Genomic DNA, 18,408 nt, shown 5'->3' on the forward strand with positions numbered 1-18,408 from the left:
AGTGTGCGCTGGTTACCGCCCGTCCTCAATCAGGATGGCCATTCGTCCGGGATGGTCCGCGCGTACGGCCACATCGGCGGCCCGCAGCGGATCAGCCTCCCGTTCGTAGCGTGCGTAGGCGGGCAGCCGCCACCGCTCGTCCTCCACGGTCATCCGCCCCAGCGCCCCCTCGGACAGCCACAGATGCGCACTCACCTCGAACGGCAGCCCGCGGCCCAGCAGCAGCGTCCCGTCGAGCAGCAGCACAGCCCCCTGAGGCAGCGTTTGGTACGGCAGGCGGTACGCGCGGTCGGCCCGGCTGTCCCAGAGCGCCGGCAGTACCTTGCCGGTCCCCTGGGCTCCCAGCGGCCCGAGGACCTCCCGGGTCAACCCCCCGGTGTCGAGCCAGTCGTCGTAGAAGGCGTCGGGGTCCGTCCGGCCGTACTCGAGCCTGAGGGACGCGGGCCGCAGGAAATCGGCGGCGGACACCCGCAACACGGCCCTGCCCCGCGTCCTGAGCGGCGCGACCAGCTCGTCCGCCAGCCGTTCGGGATGGGCGGGCGGGGCTCCGTCGACGGCGACCCGCGCGTAGGAGTCGCGCGGCAGGCCCGCGATCCGCTCGGCCAACTCCTCGACCAGGGCCTCTCGGGAGATCGCTCGCGCACGCATCAACCCGAGCCTACGCGCTCACTCCGCGACGCAACCCGAGCCTGAGCACTCACTCCGCGACGCAACCCGAGCCTGAGCACTCACTCCGCGACGCAACCCGAGCCTGAGCGCTCGTCCCGCGACCGCTCAGCTGGCGCCGGGACCGCTGGGGCCGTTTCCGGGGTCACCCGGGCGGTTGCGGGACCGCTCAGGTGGGCCTGGGACCGCCCAGGCGGTGGCCGGGGCCGCTCAGGCGGTGGCCGGGGCCGCTCAGGCGGTGGCCGGGGCCGCTCAGGCGGTGGCTGGGGCCGCTCAGGCGGTGCCGCTTGACCACGTGGGCCTTCAGGCGGTGCCGCGTGGCCACGTGGGCCCGTCGTCCTGCCTGGCGTGCCGCCCTCGGCGCACGCAATCGGGGCACACAGGTTCCCGCCGCGACCGAGCCAGGGCTTCCGGCGTGGGCTCACGCTGTGTACCTGCGGGAGCTGAGGTGTCGAGGTCGACCAGGAACATCGTGACGCGTTCCGGGTCGTAGCCGAAGGTGCGCTTGCAGCCGTAGCACCGGCCTATCGTCGTGATCCCTTTGTCCGCCATGCGGCCTCCCTATCGGGCACGCCCGGTACCGAGATCAAGAGCGTAACCGAGCTTGGCTCACGAAGTGCGATAACAGCCGAAACCACCACAAGATCGTCTGGCGTGGACCGCGTACGCGGGAGGCCTGACGCCCGCGCTCGCATGATGGCTACGTTGATCTATATGGGCGACAGAACAAGATCACTGACCCTGACGGACATAACCACGACATTAGACATGGCCCTCGACGCGTTCGGAGCCGCGGACACCAACCCGGCGTATCGCGTGTGCGGCACAAGCGCCGCACTCCTGCAAGGCGTCCCACTCCGCGCTGGGGACATCGACATCCTGCTCGCCAGCCGAGAAGACGTAGAAACGTTCGCCGCGGCACTCTCCTCGTTCCCCTGCCTATATGCCACCTCATGGTTCCCCGAATCTTCGCAATACTTCACCAGGTTCGAGGTGAATGGCGTCGAAGTGGAGCTCAGCACCGTCGAGCGGCAAGTCGATTCGGACGGTTGGGAATGTGTGGGCAGCGGCCCATGGCAGCATTACGTCCTAGTCACCTGTGGCTCTCACCAGGTGCCGGCAGTCCGGCTGGAACTCCGGTTGGTCACGGAGCTCCTACGAGACCGGGCTGATCGATACGATCCGCTCCTCGACCACATGAGCACGCACGGGTTCGATGCTGCTCTGTTGCAACGGTCGATGAACGCCCACCACATCCCCGCCCACCTCCGGCGGCAAGTTCAAGACCGCCTCGCGCGGTCCTCGCTCGGCACCCCGTCCCTGCCCCCGGCCTGACGCCTCCCGTCTGCCAGGGTCTGCAAGATCAGGCTCACGCCGGCCACCCGGCACCCAGCAGAACAAGCGATCAGGCATACAACAGGCAAAACAGGGCGAAGATCACAAAGGCCAGGCTCCCTGTACGGGATGACCTGGCCTTTCGCCGTGAGAGCGGACGACGGGAATCGAACCCGCGTAGCTAGTTTGGAAGACTAGGGCTCTACCATTGAGCTACGTCCGCGCGAACCGGTCGAAGTCTGGTCTAGACTTCATCCGGTCGTCAGGGCGTAAGCGTACCGGAGTCCCGGAGCGTGTGCGTACCCGGCGAGACGGGGCGTGGCGCAGCTTGGCAGCGCGCTTGCTTTGGGAGCAAGAAGTCGCAGGTTCAAATCCTGTCGCCCCGACCAGCCAAAAGAGGCCCCTCCCGGATCGGGAGGGGCCTCTGCTTGTCTATCTGCTTGACATGACGCATGGAACGTTCCAAAGATGCGATCCATGGCCACAGCCCCGACTGGACCACAGGACAGATCTGCTTTCGGTAGACGACTTCGGTCGTCGTTGTGCTGCTGTGGCCGACTAGGCGCGAGATCTCTTCGAGCGGTAGCCCGTTGTAAGAGAGCAGGACACGAAACTGTGCCGTAGCTCTCGGGGCGTCCACTCCTTCGGGTTCATCCCCATCGCGTTCTTGATGACGTTGCGGAAGGGCGCACCGCACGTTGGCCGCGTTCAGTTCCGTGCCGGCTGTTGACGCGAACACCAGGCTGTTCGCCTTCCGCTCCTTCCCCTGGGCCTCTCTCTTATCCACGCGGTTGGTGAGGCAGGCATCGCGCACTTCCTGGAGCACAACCTGGCCGACGTGTACAAGAAGCTCAAGGGCAAGCGGTTCTCGGCGATCGTCGAATGCCGACTTCGACCCGAACAGCAAAGGTCGGGAGAACGCGGCGGCCAGGCCCGCTTCTGACTATTACCTGGCGCCAGGGGCGTGACGGGGGACGGCGGGTGCACGGGCGCCACCCTGGACGACGTCCTTGCCATCTACGGCGGAGGCCGGAACCTGCCGATGGCCGCCACATTTCGCGAGACCGACGAGGCTGCCCATTTGGTCTCGAGGAGGGGACACCGTTCCTCTTCGCCGGTGCGCTCGGTGATGGCGTCGTCCTCATGGAACCAGGGCTGCCATGCGTGGAGGCCGCCGAGCGGGTCCGTCTTTCCCAGGCAGGCGTGTGCCTGGACGTTGGCTGGAGTGACTTCGGCCCACCGCACGTCACGTACAGGGAGAAGGGGCGCGTTGTGGTGAGCTTCGATGGAATTGCGTGGGACTACGATGCCACGCCCGACCAGGAGACGGTGGAGCGCTGGATGAGGACCACCTCCGGTGGGCTGGAGGGGTGGCAGGCCAATTACGGCATAGCGTCGCTGATGACGGCTGAGGCCATCCTGGGCACGCCCATGGATGAGCAGTGGCTGGCGCGAGAACACACTTGCATAGAGTTCAGAAGGGCTGACTCCGAGCCAGCTTCTCCACGCGCGATGCGCCTGGGAGATCTGCTGAAACATGGTGCAGCGCCTCTCCCATGCGAAGCACGGTCCGAAAAGGCGGGCGAAGCTCCTAACAGCCCTGGTAGCAGTTGCCCGCCTGCTTGACGTTCTGCTTGAACAATCGCAGTGAATGATCTCGAACGTGAGCGTACGTCGGCGCACGTCGCCAGCCCGTTGACCTGGCCTTTCGCTCCGCAGTAACGGGTCTTCGAGGTGGTTTGGGAGCAAGAAGTCGCAGGTTCAAATCCCGTCGCCCCGACCGGTCAGAAGGCCACTCCCGTGCTCGGGAGTGGCCTTCTGAGTGACTACGGCTCCACGCCACTCTCGAAGATGCGATCCCGGCCCCAGCAGCGGACTTCCATACGTCTTCAATGCCTGCGGTGGGCACGAACACTGGACCGTCCTCCGTCCATGAGTCTCCTTGCTGACTGATCTGTGCGGCCCGCAGTTCCAGCAGGACGTTCACGCATCCTGCGGGCAGCGCGAGGGTTCTCCTGGCCTCCGGGTCTTCGGATGCTCTCCGGCGAGTACTGAGCGCGGCACAGCCGCGCACGGCGCCATCCTTGACGTGTCCTGGCCGAACGCCGTGTTCCCGGCTGGCCGCCTTCGCCGTCGGCTACGGGGTGGACTGACCGGTGTCTCCCGGCGGGGTGTCGTCGTCGGCACCCTCATCGGTGGCGGGATGTTCGCTGCGCCGCCTGCGTCCGTGGTATTCCGACTCGGGGTTGCTCTCGGCCGGAGCGAGAGGGTCGAACGGGGAGGTCTCAGCGAGGTCGGCGACGCCAGTGCTTGGTTCGGCGTTGAAGAGCGACTCCAGGGGGCCGGGGCGATTGAGGGGCTCGAATGGCGGAGTCCAGGCGGCAGTCTCCTGAGGGTCGCTGCCGGAGCCGAGTACGGGCGAACTGGTCGCGGGTCGCGAGTCCTCCTGTCCGTAGGGTGCGCCGGGCAGGACATTCTCCTGTTGGCCGGAGGCGGCGGCCTCGATGACTTCCAGGAGTTGCCGCCTCCACTGGTCGCCCTCGTCAGGCTCGGCGGTGCTGTGGTGGGGGGCGGGCGTGGATGGGCTGGGTTCCACGTATCCGGCGGTGGCCAAGCGCGTCCCGCGGCGGGCCTTGGCCACGAGCACTGCGAGCACAGCCAGCAGGGCCGCCACGACCACCACGGCCGAGGTGATCATCGTTGGAGTGGACAAGCTCGGCAGTGGGTTGGTGATCGCGGCGTTGAGGTGTGTGGGGAGGGCTCTCTGAGTCATGGGGCTGGACGTCGTCGGCGTGGCAGCGGTGTTGTCCGCAACGGCGGTCTCGGTTGCGGAGGTCGCGATTGGCATGGGCGAGGACGAAGTGGTGGTCGTCGCATCTGTGGGGGTGGCCGCGGCTGATGGCGAGTCCGACGTCGTGGCGGTAGCCGAGGGCGAGGGCGAGTCGGATGTTGTGGGGGTGGGTGTGGGAGTGAGGGTCGATGACGGTGAGCCAGACGGCGTTGGGGTGGCAGTGGGAGAGGACGAGTCTGACGCGGTGGGGGTGGGCGTAGAGGAAGGCGTAGCGGAGGTGGGGGTGGCAGCCGGTGCGTCTGAAGCTGGCGGTGGAGTAGCTGAGGTTGAAGGTGTGTCGGATGTCGAGGTGGGTGTGGCTGTGTCGGAGGTTGGCTGAGGGGCGGTCGTGGGTGCGTCTGAGGACGGCGTCGGTGCGGTCACGGGTGGCGGCGTGTCCGAGGCCCGGGTCGGTTCAGGTGCGGGACGGGTCGCGTTCGACGACGGGTTGACGCCCTCCTGGTGGGAGCCGTCCCGGCTGGTGCCGTCTTGGTCGAGGCTCGCGGGCCCGTTCGGCTTCCCCTGAGTGCCCTGGTCCTTCCCGTGAAAGTCCTGGCGGTCTTCGGTGTCCGAAGGCGGCCCCTGAGAGGGCCGGTCCGCCGCTTGGACCGCGTGGTCATCGGCTGCCTGTCGAGCGGTCGGGGCAGTTTGGTGCGTCATGGAAGTGTGGGACCTCCGGGACGAGACCGGATTTACCCATACAGATCCTGACAGAAGTGATGACAGTGGACTGATATGGCTAAACCGGATGCTTGTGGTAGAGCGAGAGTACTCTGCCATTTCCGCAGGTCAAGTGCCTATCAAGGGAAGGCGGGCGACTCTGTGGAGCGTAAAAGTCCAGGTCAAGAGCGGTGCCGGAAATGTCATATAACGGGAACTATGAGGAGAAAGATCTACTAATTTTGGTAGTCCGCACCCGTCGGCGGGCCGCCGTGGCACATCGGCGAACGGCTCGCACGCATGCAGCGGGGATGTGGGAGCAGAGTTGGTGTTCGACCAGGGGGCCGTAGCGACGGCGACCTGCGGCCGTCTCAAGGCGGGGGCAACTGCCTAGTGGCGACGATCGAGGCGTACGAGCGCGATACGTTCCCGGATCCCGCGGGACTGCTCACGCAGATCAGAACTCCGCCTCGGGCTGCACGACCGGCAGGCGCGCAGTGATCATCAAGTGTTCGTCGAGGGTTGAGACGAGCCGGTCAGCCACCCCTGGGGTAGTGGCGGTGGCCCATCGCTGGGCGAGGTTGAGGAATCCGGTGAGCCGCTGTTGTGCTGTGGCGAGCAGGTTCGAGAGTTCGCTGCGAGTGATCTCGATGGGCGGGGATGGAGGCACATCCCGATCGTCCTGCCGGAGTTGGATCATCTGGCCGTCGTGGGTGACGCTTGGCGTGGGGTCGTGGCCGAACCAGGTCTCTCGCCCATCGACCACGCTCCACCAGTCGCGCCAGTTCTCCAGGCCGAAGCAGCATCCGGGCGAGACGGTGACATTCGTGGTGGTGTCGCGGAAACGCAGCCCACCTGGGGCGATAAGGGCTTTCCTTTCGGCAAAATGCTGTTCCAGGTGGGTGACGGTCATGTCGGCGGCGTGGACGACCGGGATGTGGTTGTAGCTGAAGATGACGGCCATGGCCGTCCCGACTTCGGCGGGAGACATCTGACCGGAGAGAGCGAGCAGGTGGTCACTCGACGGCTCTGCGATCGGCCAGGCCGTGAAGTCCACCGCGTCATAGGTTTCCAGGACGACGTCGACGATGACCATAGCCGCCAGTATTCCGCCATCCAGCGAAATGCCGGAGGTACGGCGAGAAATCCCTGTCGCAGGCGATGGCGCGGCGAGGTGCCCACGGAGTCGCTTCCCGACACGACCGCCCGCGGAGACTTCGCCCGCGAGCTCAGTGAGAAGGGCGCGCTCTGGACGGCGAGCAGAGGGCTCTCGGACCGTCAGCGGGCGGTCATCGTCCTGCACTACTCCGAGGACCTGACGCTGCCGCAGTGCGCTGCCGTGCTCGGGTGCTCTCTGGGCACGGTCAAGACCCAGCTCGGGCGGGCGCTGACGCGGCTCAGGAACTGATCAGGTACGACGTCGCTCTGGAATTGGCCGCCGACCTGGGAGCCAGGCCCGGAACGTGGTCCGCCGGGGTCTACGACAAGAGCTGAGGGAAATGACGCTTACCAAGCGTTCTATATCGCCATAAAGCATGACGTACTACCGTGGCGCGGTGCATTCGATCATTTCCCTCTTACTCACCGCGGCGGTAGCCGTGCCGGGCGCACCCGACAAGGGGCTCTCGGAGCCGGTGGCGGACCCGGTCTACCCCGCCTACGGCAACCCCGCGATCGACGTCCTCCACTACGGGCTGAAGCTGGACTGGAAGCCGTCCAAGCGCCTGCTCACCGGTACGGCCCGGCTCACCGTCAGAGCCGTCAAGAAGATAGACAAGATCTCGCTCGACTTCGGCCGCGCGTTGCGCGTGGACGGGGTGACGGTCGCCGGGAAGACGGTCAAGGCCCGGCACCCGGGCGACCACCTGGTGATTCCGCTGGGCTCGCCGGTGGCGGCGGGCAAGCGGGTCGAGGTGGCCGTCCGCTATCACGGGGTTCCCAAGCCTGTACGCACGGGGCAGTACCGATCGGATACGAGCAAGCTCGGCTTGCGTTCGGCCGCCGACGGGTCGGCATGGGCGCTGCAGGAGCCGTACGGGGCCTTCACCTGGTTCCCCGTGAACGACCACCCGTCCGACGAAGCTCGCTACGACGTGGCGGTCACAGTGCCGCGCGGGTGGGCGGCGGTGGCGCACGGGCGCTTCGAAGGCCGTAAGGGGAACACCTACCTCTGGCGGTCGACCGAGTCGGTGGCCAGTTACGTCACGCTGCTCGCCGTCGATCGCTACCAGCGCTTCGACGCCAAGGGGCCGCGCGGGATCCCGATCACGTACTGGCTCCGCCGGGGTGACCGGAAGGAGTACCTCCCCGTCGTACGGCAGACGCCGGCGATCCTGCGCTGGCTGGAGAAGCGGCTGGGTCCCTACCCCTTCAACAGCGCGGGTGTGGTCGTCACCAGTGACTCCGGGATGGAGACCCAGCAGATGGTGACGCTGGCCCCCGAATTCCTCACCGCCAATGTGGTGGCGCACGAGATGGCGCACCAGTGGTTCGGCGACGCGGTCACGCCTCGGACCTGGCGAGACGTCTGGTTGAACGAGGGCTTCGCGATGTACTTCGAGTGGGCGTGGGCCGCCGACCACGGCGGCTCGAAGCTGGAGAGCTACCTCCGCGACGCTCGGGCGCTCGACGGGAGGCTGCGCAACCAGTTCGGGCCACCCGGGCATTACCAGGCGAGCGCGTTCGGGGCGAGCAACGTGTACTACGGTCCCGCGGTGATGCTGCACGAGATCCGCAAGCGGCTCGGGGACGAGCGGTTCTTCGCGACCCTGCGTGCCTGGGTGCAGGAGCACAAGGGGACCACGCAGGACCGGGCGTCGTTCGTGAAGTGGCTGAACGAGCGGACGGGCGACGATTTCACCGCCCTGGTCGACGATTGGCTTGACTCGCCGACCACACCAACCGCCCAGTAATAGGGACTATCCCATGAGCCGCCGCACCCGTACGTGCACGTGCGGGTGCGTGGCCATCAGGGAGCCCTTCTTCGTACGGCAGGCCACCAGCCCCAACGCCGGCACCCCGCGCCGCAGGTCGGTCAGCGGGATGCCGTCCTCCGCGTGCACCTTGAGCAGCGCCGAGGCGAGCAGTCCCGGCTGGCCGAGCAGGTCGGCGGCGGCGCGGTCGGCGGCCAGTTCCCTGGAGCGGCTGAGCCAGCGCAGCGGCAGGTGCGCGAGGTAACTGGCCAGCCCCGCGGCGGCCCCGCCCGTCAGGATCGCCAGCCCGACGAACAGCCCGAAGGGGAACTCCTCGAAGAACAGCCCCGGAGCCTCCACCGCGGCCCGCCCTGTGCCCTTGGCGAACGCCGCCAGCGCGATCGCGAACGAGCTCGCCAGCGTCATCACCGCCACGTCCCGGTGCTGGATGTGCGCGATCTCATGTGCGAGCACCGCCGTCAGCTCGTCGGCCTCCAGGCGGGCGCGCAGCCCTTCGGTGACGATGATCGTCGCGCTGCGCCGCGAGCGGCCGACCGTGTAGGCGTTCGGGGCGGGGGAGGGGCTGATCGCCAGCCGCGGCTTGGCCACGTCGCTCAGCGCGCAGAGCCGATCGAGTACGGCGTGCAGTTCGGGCTCCTGCTCGGCCGTGACGTACCGGGCCCGGGTCATCCGCCGCGCCAGTACCTCGGTGTACCACCACTGCACGAGCAGGATGAGGGCCGCCCCGAGGGCGACGTACAGGACCGGAATCCCGATCAGCACCAGACCGGCCAGAACAGCCGAGTAGATGGCCGCGAGCAGGGCCATGGGGATGAGCATGCGCACCTTCGGAACCTCCAGCCGACGACGATGGGCCGGAAGGTCTCCCTCGCCACACAGGGCCCACCTGACCGGGCCGCGCGGGCCGTCATGACGATCAGGCGTGTTCGGAGGTACTCCCCTTCACTCCAAGAAAGAGTAATAAATCAGGAGTCAGTACGGAAGAGGGCCCACACGGCTTTGCCGCCACGAGCCAGCGGGTCCCAGCCCCAGCATTGGCTGTAGGTCTCGACGATGTAAAGGCCACGCCCGTTCTCGGAGATGAAGTCGGGCTCCTTGGGCGTGGGGATCTTGTCGCTCGGGTCGGCCACGGCCAGCAGCACGTGGGGGACGACCCGCATCAGCAGCAGCTGGATCTCCCGCCGGCCACGCGCGTACATCGCGTACCTGACCGCGTTCGTCACCAGCTCGGACACGACCAGCGCGGCGTCGTCGCCCAACTCCGGCAGGCCCCAGCCGCGTAAGGTGGAACGGGTCACGTCCCTGGCGGTCTTCACGGAGTCGGCCTGGAAGGGCAGCGGACACGAGGTCGTGTACGGCTTGCCCGAGCTCAACAGGCTGTCGAACCCCACTTCACGGGTGATCTGCAGGCAATCGGCAGTGGCCAAAGGGTCCTCCACCATCCCGCCGATACCTCCCGATTGTTCCTGGGTTCGTGCATGTTTGGCCCAATATGCACTAGGCCATCATGGATCACGATCCCCGGCCGCTGCAAGACCCAAATGCACGTGCATGTGCAATGTGCAGCAGCATGAGCGGCTACGGGTAGGGGTATCCGAATCGGACACCAGGTTGAGACCTTGTCATACCCGGCAATGTGGTGTCACTGTGTGTGCGGACCTTGATAGGAGGCAGAGTGACGCAGAACCAGCCGGGTTCCGGCCCTACGGCGCTGCGCATCCTCCTGGGCTCCCAGCTGCGCAGGCTCAGGGAGGGGAAGGGCGTCACCCGCGAGGAGGCAGGCCACCTCATCAGGGGCTCCGAATCCAAGATCAGCCGCATGGAGCTGGGACGCGTCGGCTTCAAGGAGCGCGACGTGGCTGATTTGCTGACCCTTTACGGGGTGGTGGACACCCAGGCGCGTTCAGCCGTACTCGACCTGGTGGCCACGGCGAACGAGCCCGGATGGTGGCACCGCTTCAACGACATCCTGCCCACGTGGTTCCAGGCCTACGTCGGCCTCGAAGAGGCCGCGGCCAGGATCAGGACCTACGAGGTCCAGTTCGTTCCGGGGTTGTTACAGACCAAGGAATACGCCCGGGCGGTCGTCACGGCCGGCTCGGCCGGCATCGGCGCGGAGGAGATCGCCCGCAGGGTGGACCTCCGGCTCGAACGCCAGCGCATGTTCGACCGGCCCGACGGCCCGGTCTTCTGGGCGGTCATCGACGAGGCCGCGCTGCGCCGCCCCATCGGCGGCGCCGAGGTGATGCGGGCCCAGCTCGAGCACCTTATCGACCTGATGCGCCAGCCCAACATCACCATCCAGGTCATGCCGTTCAGCTTCGGGGGCCACAGCGCCGAGGGCGGCGCGTTCAGCGTCCTGCGCTTCCCCGACCACGACCTGCCGGACGTGGTGTACGTCGAGCAACTCGCCAGTGCCCTCTACCTGGACAAACGCGAGGACGTCGACCGCTACACCGAGGTGATGGAGCGGCTCTGCGCCGTCAGCACGACGCCGGACGAGACCATCGAGCTCCTACGGGTGATCGCCGAGGAGTTCTGAGGGTCGTCACGTCGTTGTTGGGTACGCATCTACCCTAGACTGGCGAACGGCGCTTGGATCCCGCCAAGGCGGAGCATGCCCAGCGCCGCTCATGTGGGCGCGGCGCGTGAGCCGTACCAAATCTGGACGCGCCCGCGATCACTCGAAGCTTGATCAAGGAGACCACCCCGTGAAGACCGCTGTCGAGGAGCTCAGCCCGACCAGGGTGAAGCTCACTGTCGAGGTGCCGTTCGAAGAGCTGCGCCCGAGCCTGGATGCGGCGTACAAGAAGGTCGCGCAGCAGGTGCGCGTCCCCGGGTTCCGCCCTGGCAAGGTTCCGGCCCGCATCATCGAGCAGCGCTTCGGCCGCGCGGTGGTGCTGGAGGAGACCCTCAACGACGCGGTGCCCAAGCTGTACGGTCAGGCCGTCGACGAGGTCGACCTCTTCCCGGTCAGCCAGCCCGACATCGAGATCACCAAGATCGAGGATGGCGAGCAGGTCGAGTTCACCGCCGAAGTCGACGTCCGGCCCGCCTTCGAGGTCCCCGACTACGCGGGCACCGAGGTCACGGTCGACTCCGCCGAGGTCGCCGACGAGGACATCGACGGCCAGCTCGACGCGCTGCGCCAGCGCTTCGCCACGCTGACCGGCGTCGAGCGCGCGGCCGCCGCCGGCGACTTCGTCGTCATGGACCTGCGTGCCGAGATCGACGGTGCCAACATCGAGGAGCAGCAGGCCAACGAGGTCTCCTACGAGGTCGGCGCCGGCTCCGTGCTGCAGGGTCTCGACGACGCCCTCGCGGGCATGTCCGCGGGCGACGAGAAGACCTTCAAGACCGAGCTGGTCGGTGGTGAGAACGCCGGCGAGGAAGCCGACGTCATCATCAACGTCAAGACGGTCAAGGAGAAGGTCCTGCCTGAGCTCGACGACGAGTTCGCCCAGCTGGCCAGCGAGTTCGACACGCTCGCCGAGCTGAAGGACAGCATCCGCGAGCAGGCCCGCCGCAACAAGCTGGTCGACCAGGTCGTCCAGGCCCGGGAGAAGGCCCTCGACTCGCTGCTCGACAAGATCGAGATGCCGATCCCCGACAGCGCGCTCAAGGCCGAGGTCGACGCCCGCAAGCACAACCTCGAGCACCAGATCGCCGAGAGCGGGCTCAGCCGCGACGCCTTCTTCCGCCTCTACCAGACGACCGAGGAGGAGCGCTTCGCCGAGTTCGACAGCAGCTCCGCCAAGGCCATCAAGGTCGGGTTCGTCCTCGACAAGATCGTCAAGAGCGAGGACCTGGGCGTCTCCGAGCAGGAGCTGACCAACTTCGTCGTCCGCCGCGCCATGGAGATGGGCGTCCAGCCCAACCAGCTGGCCCAGCACCTGGCCGACAACGACCAGCTGACGCTGGCGATGGTCGAGATCGTCCGTGACAAGGCCAAGTCCGTCATCGGCGACGCCGCCAAGGTGGTCGACACCGACGGCAACGAGGTCGACCTCAAGGCCATCTACACCGAGATCAACGGCGAGGAGCCCACCGAGGAGCCGGCCGACGAGCCGGCGACCGAGGAGAAGGCCGACGCCTAGCCCCAGAAACGGCACCAAGCCCCCGATCCGGACGGTTCGGGGGCTTCGCGCTGCTCTGGGCGGCCTTACCTGCGCCGTCAGCGAACAGTAGGCGGACCGGGCATGAGCTGTGTGCCCCGCGCGTTAGGGTCACAAGCAAAGCCAATCGATTACGACGCATCGGAAGGTGACGCTGTGACCAGCCCGCCGACCTTCTATCAGCCTGAGTCGCGAGGCCGTGAGAACGGCTCGTCCTTCCGGCTTGAGGACCAGCTTTACCAGCGCCTGCTGCGCGAGCGCATCATCGTGCTGGGGCAGGAGGTCAACGACGAGATCGCCAACCGCATCTGTGCCGAGCTGTTGCTGCTCGCGGCCGACGATCCCGACCGTGACATCTGGCTCTACATCAACTCGCCTGGCGGGTCGGTGACCGCCGGCATGGCCATCTACGACATGATGGAATATGTGCCCAACGACGTGGCCACGGTCGCCATGGGGCTGGCCGCCTCCATGGGGCAGTTCCTGCTGTCGGCGGGCGAGAGAGGCAAGCGCTACGCCCTGCCACACGCGCGCATCATGATGCACCAGCCGTCCGGTGGCATCGGCGGCACCGCCGCGGACATCGCCATCCAGGCGGAGCAGATGCTCTACGTGAAGAAGACTCTGGCCGAGCGGATCGCGCACCACACGGGCCAGTCGCTCGACCAGATCGAGTCCGACTCCGATCGAGACCGCTGGTTCACGGCCGAAGAGGCCAAGGACTACGGCTTCATCGACCACGTCGTGCGCAGCGCGAGGCAGGTGCCCTCGCACGGCGCCGTCTCCTAGGGGAGTTGAAGTGAACATCGAAAGCCGGTACGTTCTCCCCTCCTTCGTCGAACGCACGTCCTATGGCGTGAAGGAGATGAATCCGTACAACAAGCTCTTCGAGGACCGCATCATCTTCCTCGGAGTGCAGATCGACGACGCGTCGGCCAACGACGTGATGGCCCAGCTGCTGACGCTGGAGTCGCTCGATCCCGACCGTGACATCAGCATCTACATCAACTCGCCGGGTGGCTCCTTCACCGCCATGACGGCGATTTACGACACGATGCAGTTCGTCCGGCCGGAGATCCAGACCGTCTGCCTGGGGCAGGCCGCCTCCGCCGCGGCCGTGCTGCTGGCCGGCGGGACTCCCGGCAAGCGGTTCGCGCTTCCCAACGCCAGGGTGCTCATCCACCAGCCGTCCACCGAGGGCGGCGGCCAGGGAAGCGACATCGAGATCCAGGCCCGCGAGATCCTTCGCATGCGCTCCCTCCTGGAGGAGATCGTGGCGAAGCACTCCGGAAAGGCGCCTGCGGAAGTCCGAAAGGACATCGAACGCGACAAAATTCTCAACGCGGACGAGGCAAAGGCGTATGGTCTGATCGACGACATCATCCCGTCGAGGAAGAAGCGAGCTCAGGCCGTCGCTTCCTGATGAGATGTGACGCACCGGAGCGCTGCCCGATTGGGCACGTTCCGGTGCGACTCGCCGCCAGGGGGCTCACTGAGGGCCCAGAAGACGGTAACGTCGAAACCTGAGCGGTTCGGACCCGGTCCGGGAGATACGGATCGCGGGAGCAGGGCGGTCCCACGCAAAGGAGTATCTGGGGTGGCACGCATCGGCGACGGGGGAGACCTGCTGAAGTGCTCTTTCTGCGGGAAGAGCCAGAAGCAAGTCAAGAAGCTCATTGCCGGTCCAGGCGTCTACATCTGCGATGAGTGCATCGATCTCTGCAACGAGATCATCGAAGAGGAGCTCTCGGAGTCCTCTGAGCTCAAGTGGGACAACCTGCCCAAGCCGAGGGAGATCTACGAGTTCCTCGACGCCTATGTCATCGGTCAGGACAAGGCGAAGAAGGCGCTCTCGGTGGCGGTCTACAACCACTACAAGCGGGTGCAGTCCGGCGACCGAGGTAGAGACGACGGTCTAGAGCTGGCCAAGAGCAACATCCTGCTGCTCGGCCCCACGGGCTCGGGCAAGACGCTGCTCGCGCAGACGCTGGCGAAGATGCTCAACGTGCCCTTCGCCATCGCCGACGCCACCGCGCTCACCGAGGCGGGCTACGTCGGCGAGGACGTCGAGAACATCCTGCTCAAGCTCATCCAGGCCGCCGACTACGACGTCAAGAAGGCCGAGACCGGCATCATCTACATCGACGAGGTCGACAAGATCGCTCGCAAGAGCGAAAACCCGTCGATCACCCGCGATGTCTCCGGTGAGGGCGTCCAGCAGGCGCTGCTCAAGATCCTGGAGGGCACGACCGCGAGCGTGCCGCCGCAGGGCGGGCGTAAGCACCCCCACCAGGAGTTCATCCAGATCGACACGACGAACGTGCTGTTCATCTGTGGCGGTGCCTTCGCCGGTCTGGAAAAGATCATCGAGTCGCGCATCGGCAAGAAGGGCATCGGCTTCAACGCCATCATCCGGTCGAAGGAAGAAGTCGACATGGCCGACATCTTCTCCGACGTGATGCCCGAGGACCTGTTGAAGTTCGGCATGATCCCCGAGTTCGTCGGTCGTCTGCCGGTCATCACCTCGGTGCACAACCTCGACCGCGAGGCGCTCATCCAGATCCTCACCGAGCCGCGCAACGCGCTGGTCAAGCAATACCGCAAGCTGCTCGAGCTTGACGGCGTGGAGCTGGAGTTCACCGACGGCGCGCTCGAGGCCATCGCCGACCAGGCGATCCTGCGCGGCACCGGCGCGCGCGGCCTGCGCGCCATCCTCGAAGAGGTGCTCCAGTCGGTGATGTACGAGGTGCCGTCGCGCCAGGACGTCGCTCGCGTGGTCATCACCCGCGAGTCGGTGCTCGAACACGCCATCCCGACGCTCGTACCCCGCGACCAGCTCGCCGCGAAACAGCAGCGCACGCCGCGGGAAAAGTCCGCCTGATCCTTCCCTTACGGCAAGCGCCCCGCGGAGACAAACTCCCTGGGGCGTTTCGCTTTCCACCACCTCCCTAGAATTGGTCACTGTGACAACGCCAGAGCTGCCCACCCAGTACACCCCGGCCGACGTCGAGACCCGGAGCTACGAGCGCTGGGTATCCGAAGGCTATTTCCACGCGGACCCGGGCAGCCCGCGCGAGCCGTACAGCATCGTCCTCCCCCCGCCCAACGTGACCGGCGTCCTGCACATCGGGCACGCGCTCGACCACTCCATCCAGGACGCGCTCACCCGCCGGGCCCGCATGCAGGGCCGCGAGACGCTGTGGCTGCCCGGCATGGACCACGCCGGCATCGCCACCCAGAACGTCGTGGAGCGCGAGCTGGCCAAGGAGGGCCTGTCGCGCCACGACCTCGGGCGTGAGGCGTTCGTGGAGCGCGTCTGGCAGTGGAAGGAGGAGTCCGGCGGCCGGATCCTCGGCCAGATGCGCAAGCTCGGCGACGGCGTCGACTGGGAGCGCGAGCGCTTCACCATGGACACCGGCCTCTCGCGGGCCGTCCAGACCATCTTCAAGCGGCTCTTCGACGACGGCCTGATCTACCGGGCCGAACGCATCATCAACTGGTGTCCCCGCTGCCTCACCGCGCTGTCCGACATCGAGGTCGAACACAGCGAGGACGACGGCGAGCTCGTCTCCATCCGCTACTCCGACGAGATCGTGGTGGCGACCACCCGCGCGGAGACCATGCTCGGTGACACCGCCGTGGCCGTGCACCCCTCCGACGAGCGCTACGCCCACCTGGTCGGCACGCTCGTCGAGGTGCCGCTCACCGGCCGGCAGATCCCCGTGGTCGCCGACGAGCACGTCGATCCGGCCTTCGGCACCGGCGCGGTCAAGGTGACGCCGGCCCACGACCCCAACGACTTCGAGATCGGCCGTCGGCATTCGCTGCCGTCGCTGACCATCATGGACGAGCGCGGCGTGATCACCGCGCACGGACCGTTCGAGGGGCTCGACCGGTTCGAGGCACGACCCGCCGTGGTCGCCGCACTGCGCGCCGAGGGCAGGATCGTCGCCGAGAAGCGCCCCTACGTCCACTCGGTCGGCCACTGCTCGCGCTGCAAGACGGTGGTCGAGCCGAGACTGTCGCTGCAGTGGTTCGTCAACGTCTCGCCGCTGGCCAAGGCCGCCGGCGACGCGGTGCGCGACGGCCGCACCCGGATCCACCCGCCCGAGCTGGCAAAGCGCTACTTCGACTGGGTCGACGACATGCACGACTGGTGCATCTCGCGCCAGCTGTGGTGGGGGCATCGCATCCCGGTCTGGTACGGCCCGGCCGGCGAGGTCGTGTGCGTGGGCCCCGACCAGGATCCGCCGGCCGGCTACGTCCAGGACGCCGACGTGCTCGACACCTGGTTCTCCTCGGGCCTGTGGCCGTTCTCCACGCTCGGCTGGCCGGATGCGACACCGGAGCTCGCGCGCTTCTACCCGACCTCCGTGCTGGTCACCGGCTACGACATCCTGTTCTTCTGGGTCGCGCGCATGATGATGTTCGGCCTGTACGCCATGGACGGCGAGCCGCCTTTCCGCGTGGTGGCGCTGCACGGCATGGTCCGAGACCAATACGGCAAGAAGATGTCCAAGTCGTTCGGCAACGTGGTCGACCCGCTCGACTGGATCGAGCGCTTCGGCGCCGACGCCACGCGCTTCACGCTGCTGCGCGGCGCCAACCCCGGCGCCGACGTCGCGGTGAGCGAGGAGTGGGCGGGCGGCTCGCGCAACTTCTGCAACAAGATCTGGAACGCCACCCGCTTCGCGCTGATGAACGGCGCGACTACCGGCTCCCTCGACGGCCTGGACCTGACGACGGCCGACCGGTGGATCCTGTCGCGGCTCCAGAGCGTGATCTCCACGGCCGACGCGGCCTTCGAGGAGTTCGAGTTCGCCAAGGCGTCTGATCTGCTCTACCACTTCGCGTGGGACGAGGTCTGCGACTGGTACCTGGAGCTGGCCAAGATCCAGCTCGGTGAGGGGCTGGAGCACACGCGGCTGGTGCTGGGTCACGTGCTCGACACGCTGCTGCGGCTGATGCACCCGCTGGTGCCGTTCGTGACCGAGGAGCTGTGGCGAGCCGTCACGGGCGGCAAGTCGGTCGCCGTGGCAGCGTGGCCGCAGGTCGATGCCGCCCGGACCGATCCGGCGGCCGAGGCGGAGATCGTCGCCCTGCAGGAGCTGGTGACGGAGGTGCGCAGATTCCGTTCGGATCAGGGGCTGAAGCCCGGCCAGAAGGTGGCCGCGCGGCTCGGACTGACCGGCACGGCTCTCGCGGGGCAGGAGGGGGCCATCCGCTCACTCCTACGGCTCACTGAGCCGTCTGACGCCTTTTCCGCCACTGCCCGCTTCACCGTGGGCGGGGTGACCGTGGAGATCGACACTGCCGGCGCCATCGACGTGGCGGCCGAACGCAAGCGGCTGGAGAAGGATCTGGCGGTCGCGCGCAAGGAGGCGGCCCAGGTCGCGGCCAAGCTCGGCAACGAGCAGTTCATGGCCAAGGCGCCCGAGGACGTTGTCGCCAAGGTCAGGGGGCGTGCCGAGCAGTCGGCGGCCGACATCGTGCGGCTCGAGGCGCAGCTCGCCGGCTTGGGTGTTTGAGCGAGACACACCGGGGGAAGACCTATTCGTTACCGAAGTTGGGTCTTCCCCCGCACCAGGACTGCTAGAGTCTTCAACGCAGGGCAAGTTAGCCCGGCAAAACCCAGTGATCTCTCCCGAACTTCGGGCTGTGTCTGCGCGTGATTGGACATGAGTCAGAAGTTCAGGTAAGTTAGCAGGGTTGCCCGGAACGTACCGGATCGGCCGATTTGACAAGGATCGCGCGGATCTGATAAACTGGGTAAGACGAAATGTGCGCCTCTCGCAGGTTGGGGAGTACGCGTCCGTTTCTTGAGAACTCAACAGTGTGTTAAAAGCCAGTGCATGATGCACAACCCCGT

17 protein-coding genes and 2 tRNA genes are annotated in these 18,408 nt (G+C 66.8%); 12 read left to right on the forward strand and 7 right to left on the reverse strand.

All coding sequences use genetic code 11. The features are described from left to right. Positions 1-12: 12 nt before the first annotated feature. Both AB0L53_RS32915 and AB0L53_RS32920 read right to left on the reverse strand, forming a co-directional pair. Complete coding sequence (locus AB0L53_RS32915; protein ID WP_364002200.1) at positions 13-648, reverse strand: uridine kinase; 636 nt, start codon at positions 646-648, stop codon at positions 13-15. Positions 649-969: 321 nt separating this feature from the next. Further along, on the reverse strand, positions 970-1,218 hold the full coding sequence (locus tag AB0L53_RS32920; RefSeq protein ID WP_357953459.1) for a hypothetical protein: 249 nt from the start codon (positions 1,216-1,218) through the stop codon (positions 970-972). A 162-nt stretch (positions 1,219-1,380) separates the two neighbouring features. Here AB0L53_RS32920 and AB0L53_RS32925 point away from each other — a divergent pair, with 162 nt between their 5' ends. Then, complete coding sequence (locus tag AB0L53_RS32925; protein ID WP_364002203.1) at positions 1,381-2,001, forward strand: hypothetical protein; 621 nt, start codon at positions 1,381-1,383, stop codon at positions 1,999-2,001. Positions 2,002-2,153: 152 nt separating this feature from the next. On the opposite strand, the gene AB0L53_RS32930 is transcribed toward AB0L53_RS32925, so the two are convergent. After that, positions 2,154-2,224, reverse strand: a tRNA-Gly gene (locus AB0L53_RS32930). Positions 2,225-2,313: 89 nt separating this feature from the next. Between AB0L53_RS32930 and AB0L53_RS32935 the strand changes: the two genes are divergently transcribed. Further along, positions 2,314-2,390, forward strand: a tRNA-Pro gene (locus AB0L53_RS32935). A 1,748-nt stretch (positions 2,391-4,138) separates the two neighbouring features. Here the strand turns inward: AB0L53_RS32935 and AB0L53_RS32940 are convergent. Next, complete coding sequence (locus AB0L53_RS32940; protein WP_364002205.1) at positions 4,139-4,699, reverse strand: hypothetical protein; 561 nt, start codon at positions 4,697-4,699, stop codon at positions 4,139-4,141. A 73-nt stretch (positions 4,700-4,772) separates the two neighbouring features. Here AB0L53_RS32940 and AB0L53_RS32945 point away from each other — a divergent pair, with 73 nt between their 5' ends. Together AB0L53_RS32945 and AB0L53_RS32950 are read left to right on the forward strand one after the other, a co-directional pair. Continuing rightward, a complete protein-coding gene (locus AB0L53_RS32945) occupies positions 4,773-5,171 on the forward strand; it encodes a hypothetical protein (protein ID WP_364002208.1) in 399 nt (132 codons plus the stop codon). Between the two features lie 9 nt (positions 5,172-5,180). Continuing rightward, positions 5,181-5,357, forward strand: a complete 177-nt coding sequence (locus tag AB0L53_RS32950) for a hypothetical protein (RefSeq protein WP_364002211.1) — start codon at positions 5,181-5,183, stop codon at positions 5,355-5,357. A 591-nt stretch (positions 5,358-5,948) separates the two neighbouring features. On the opposite strand, the gene AB0L53_RS32955 is transcribed toward AB0L53_RS32950, so the two are convergent. After that, a complete protein-coding gene (locus AB0L53_RS32955) occupies positions 5,949-6,587 on the reverse strand; it encodes a hypothetical protein (RefSeq protein WP_364002214.1) in 639 nt (212 codons plus the stop codon). 78 nt (positions 6,588-6,665) lie between these two features. On the opposite strand from AB0L53_RS32955, the gene AB0L53_RS32960 reads away from it, so the two are divergent. After that, complete coding sequence (locus AB0L53_RS32960) at positions 6,666-6,899, forward strand: sigma factor-like helix-turn-helix DNA-binding protein (protein WP_364002217.1); 234 nt, start codon at positions 6,666-6,668, stop codon at positions 6,897-6,899. Between the two features lie 148 nt (positions 6,900-7,047). Then, on the forward strand, positions 7,048-8,403 hold the full coding sequence (locus tag AB0L53_RS32965; protein WP_364002220.1) for a M1 family metallopeptidase: 1,356 nt from the start codon (positions 7,048-7,050) through the stop codon (positions 8,401-8,403). Between the two features lie 6 nt (positions 8,404-8,409). Here the strand turns inward: AB0L53_RS32965 and AB0L53_RS32970 are convergent, their stop codons facing one another. Both AB0L53_RS32970 and AB0L53_RS32975 read right to left on the reverse strand, forming a co-directional pair. Further along, a complete protein-coding gene (locus tag AB0L53_RS32970) occupies positions 8,410-9,243 on the reverse strand; it encodes a M48 family metalloprotease (RefSeq protein ID WP_358556494.1) in 834 nt (277 codons plus the stop codon). A gap of 146 nt (positions 9,244-9,389) precedes the next feature. Then, positions 9,390-9,851: an ATP-binding protein gene (locus tag AB0L53_RS32975; protein WP_357953438.1), complete on the reverse strand. Its 462-nt coding sequence runs from the start codon at positions 9,849-9,851 to the stop codon at positions 9,390-9,392. Between the two features lie 248 nt (positions 9,852-10,099). Here AB0L53_RS32975 and AB0L53_RS32980 point away from each other — a divergent pair, with 248 nt between their 5' ends. From AB0L53_RS32980 to AB0L53_RS33005, 6 genes are all read left to right on the forward strand, one after another. After that, complete coding sequence (locus tag AB0L53_RS32980; RefSeq protein ID WP_364002224.1) at positions 10,100-10,966, forward strand: helix-turn-helix transcriptional regulator; 867 nt, start codon at positions 10,100-10,102, stop codon at positions 10,964-10,966. A gap of 169 nt (positions 10,967-11,135) precedes the next feature. Continuing rightward, complete coding sequence (tig, locus tag AB0L53_RS32985) at positions 11,136-12,521, forward strand: trigger factor (RefSeq protein WP_364002227.1); 1,386 nt, start codon at positions 11,136-11,138, stop codon at positions 12,519-12,521. Positions 12,522-12,695: 174 nt separating this feature from the next. After that, on the forward strand, positions 12,696-13,328 hold the full coding sequence (locus AB0L53_RS32990; protein ID WP_358447784.1) for an ATP-dependent Clp protease proteolytic subunit: 633 nt from the start codon (positions 12,696-12,698) through the stop codon (positions 13,326-13,328). 10 nt (positions 13,329-13,338) lie between these two features. Continuing rightward, positions 13,339-13,962 (forward strand): ATP-dependent Clp protease proteolytic subunit, encoded by a 624-nt coding sequence (locus AB0L53_RS32995; protein WP_225292607.1) that lies wholly within the window; start codon positions 13,339-13,341, stop codon positions 13,960-13,962. Between the two features lie 174 nt (positions 13,963-14,136). Next, a complete protein-coding gene (gene clpX / locus AB0L53_RS33000) occupies positions 14,137-15,420 on the forward strand; it encodes an ATP-dependent Clp protease ATP-binding subunit ClpX (RefSeq protein ID WP_225292608.1) in 1,284 nt (427 codons plus the stop codon). Positions 15,421-15,502: 82 nt separating this feature from the next. After that, positions 15,503-18,067, forward strand: coding sequence for a valine--tRNA ligase (locus AB0L53_RS33005; RefSeq protein ID WP_364002231.1), 2,565 nt, complete (start codon positions 15,503-15,505; stop codon positions 18,065-18,067). The last annotated feature ends 341 nt before the right edge of the window (positions 18,068-18,408 follow it).

The sequence above is a fragment of the Nonomuraea sp. NPDC052129 genome (genome assembly GCF_040680095.1).
Classification (GTDB): Bacteria; Actinomycetota; Actinomycetes; order Streptosporangiales; family Streptosporangiaceae; genus Nonomuraea.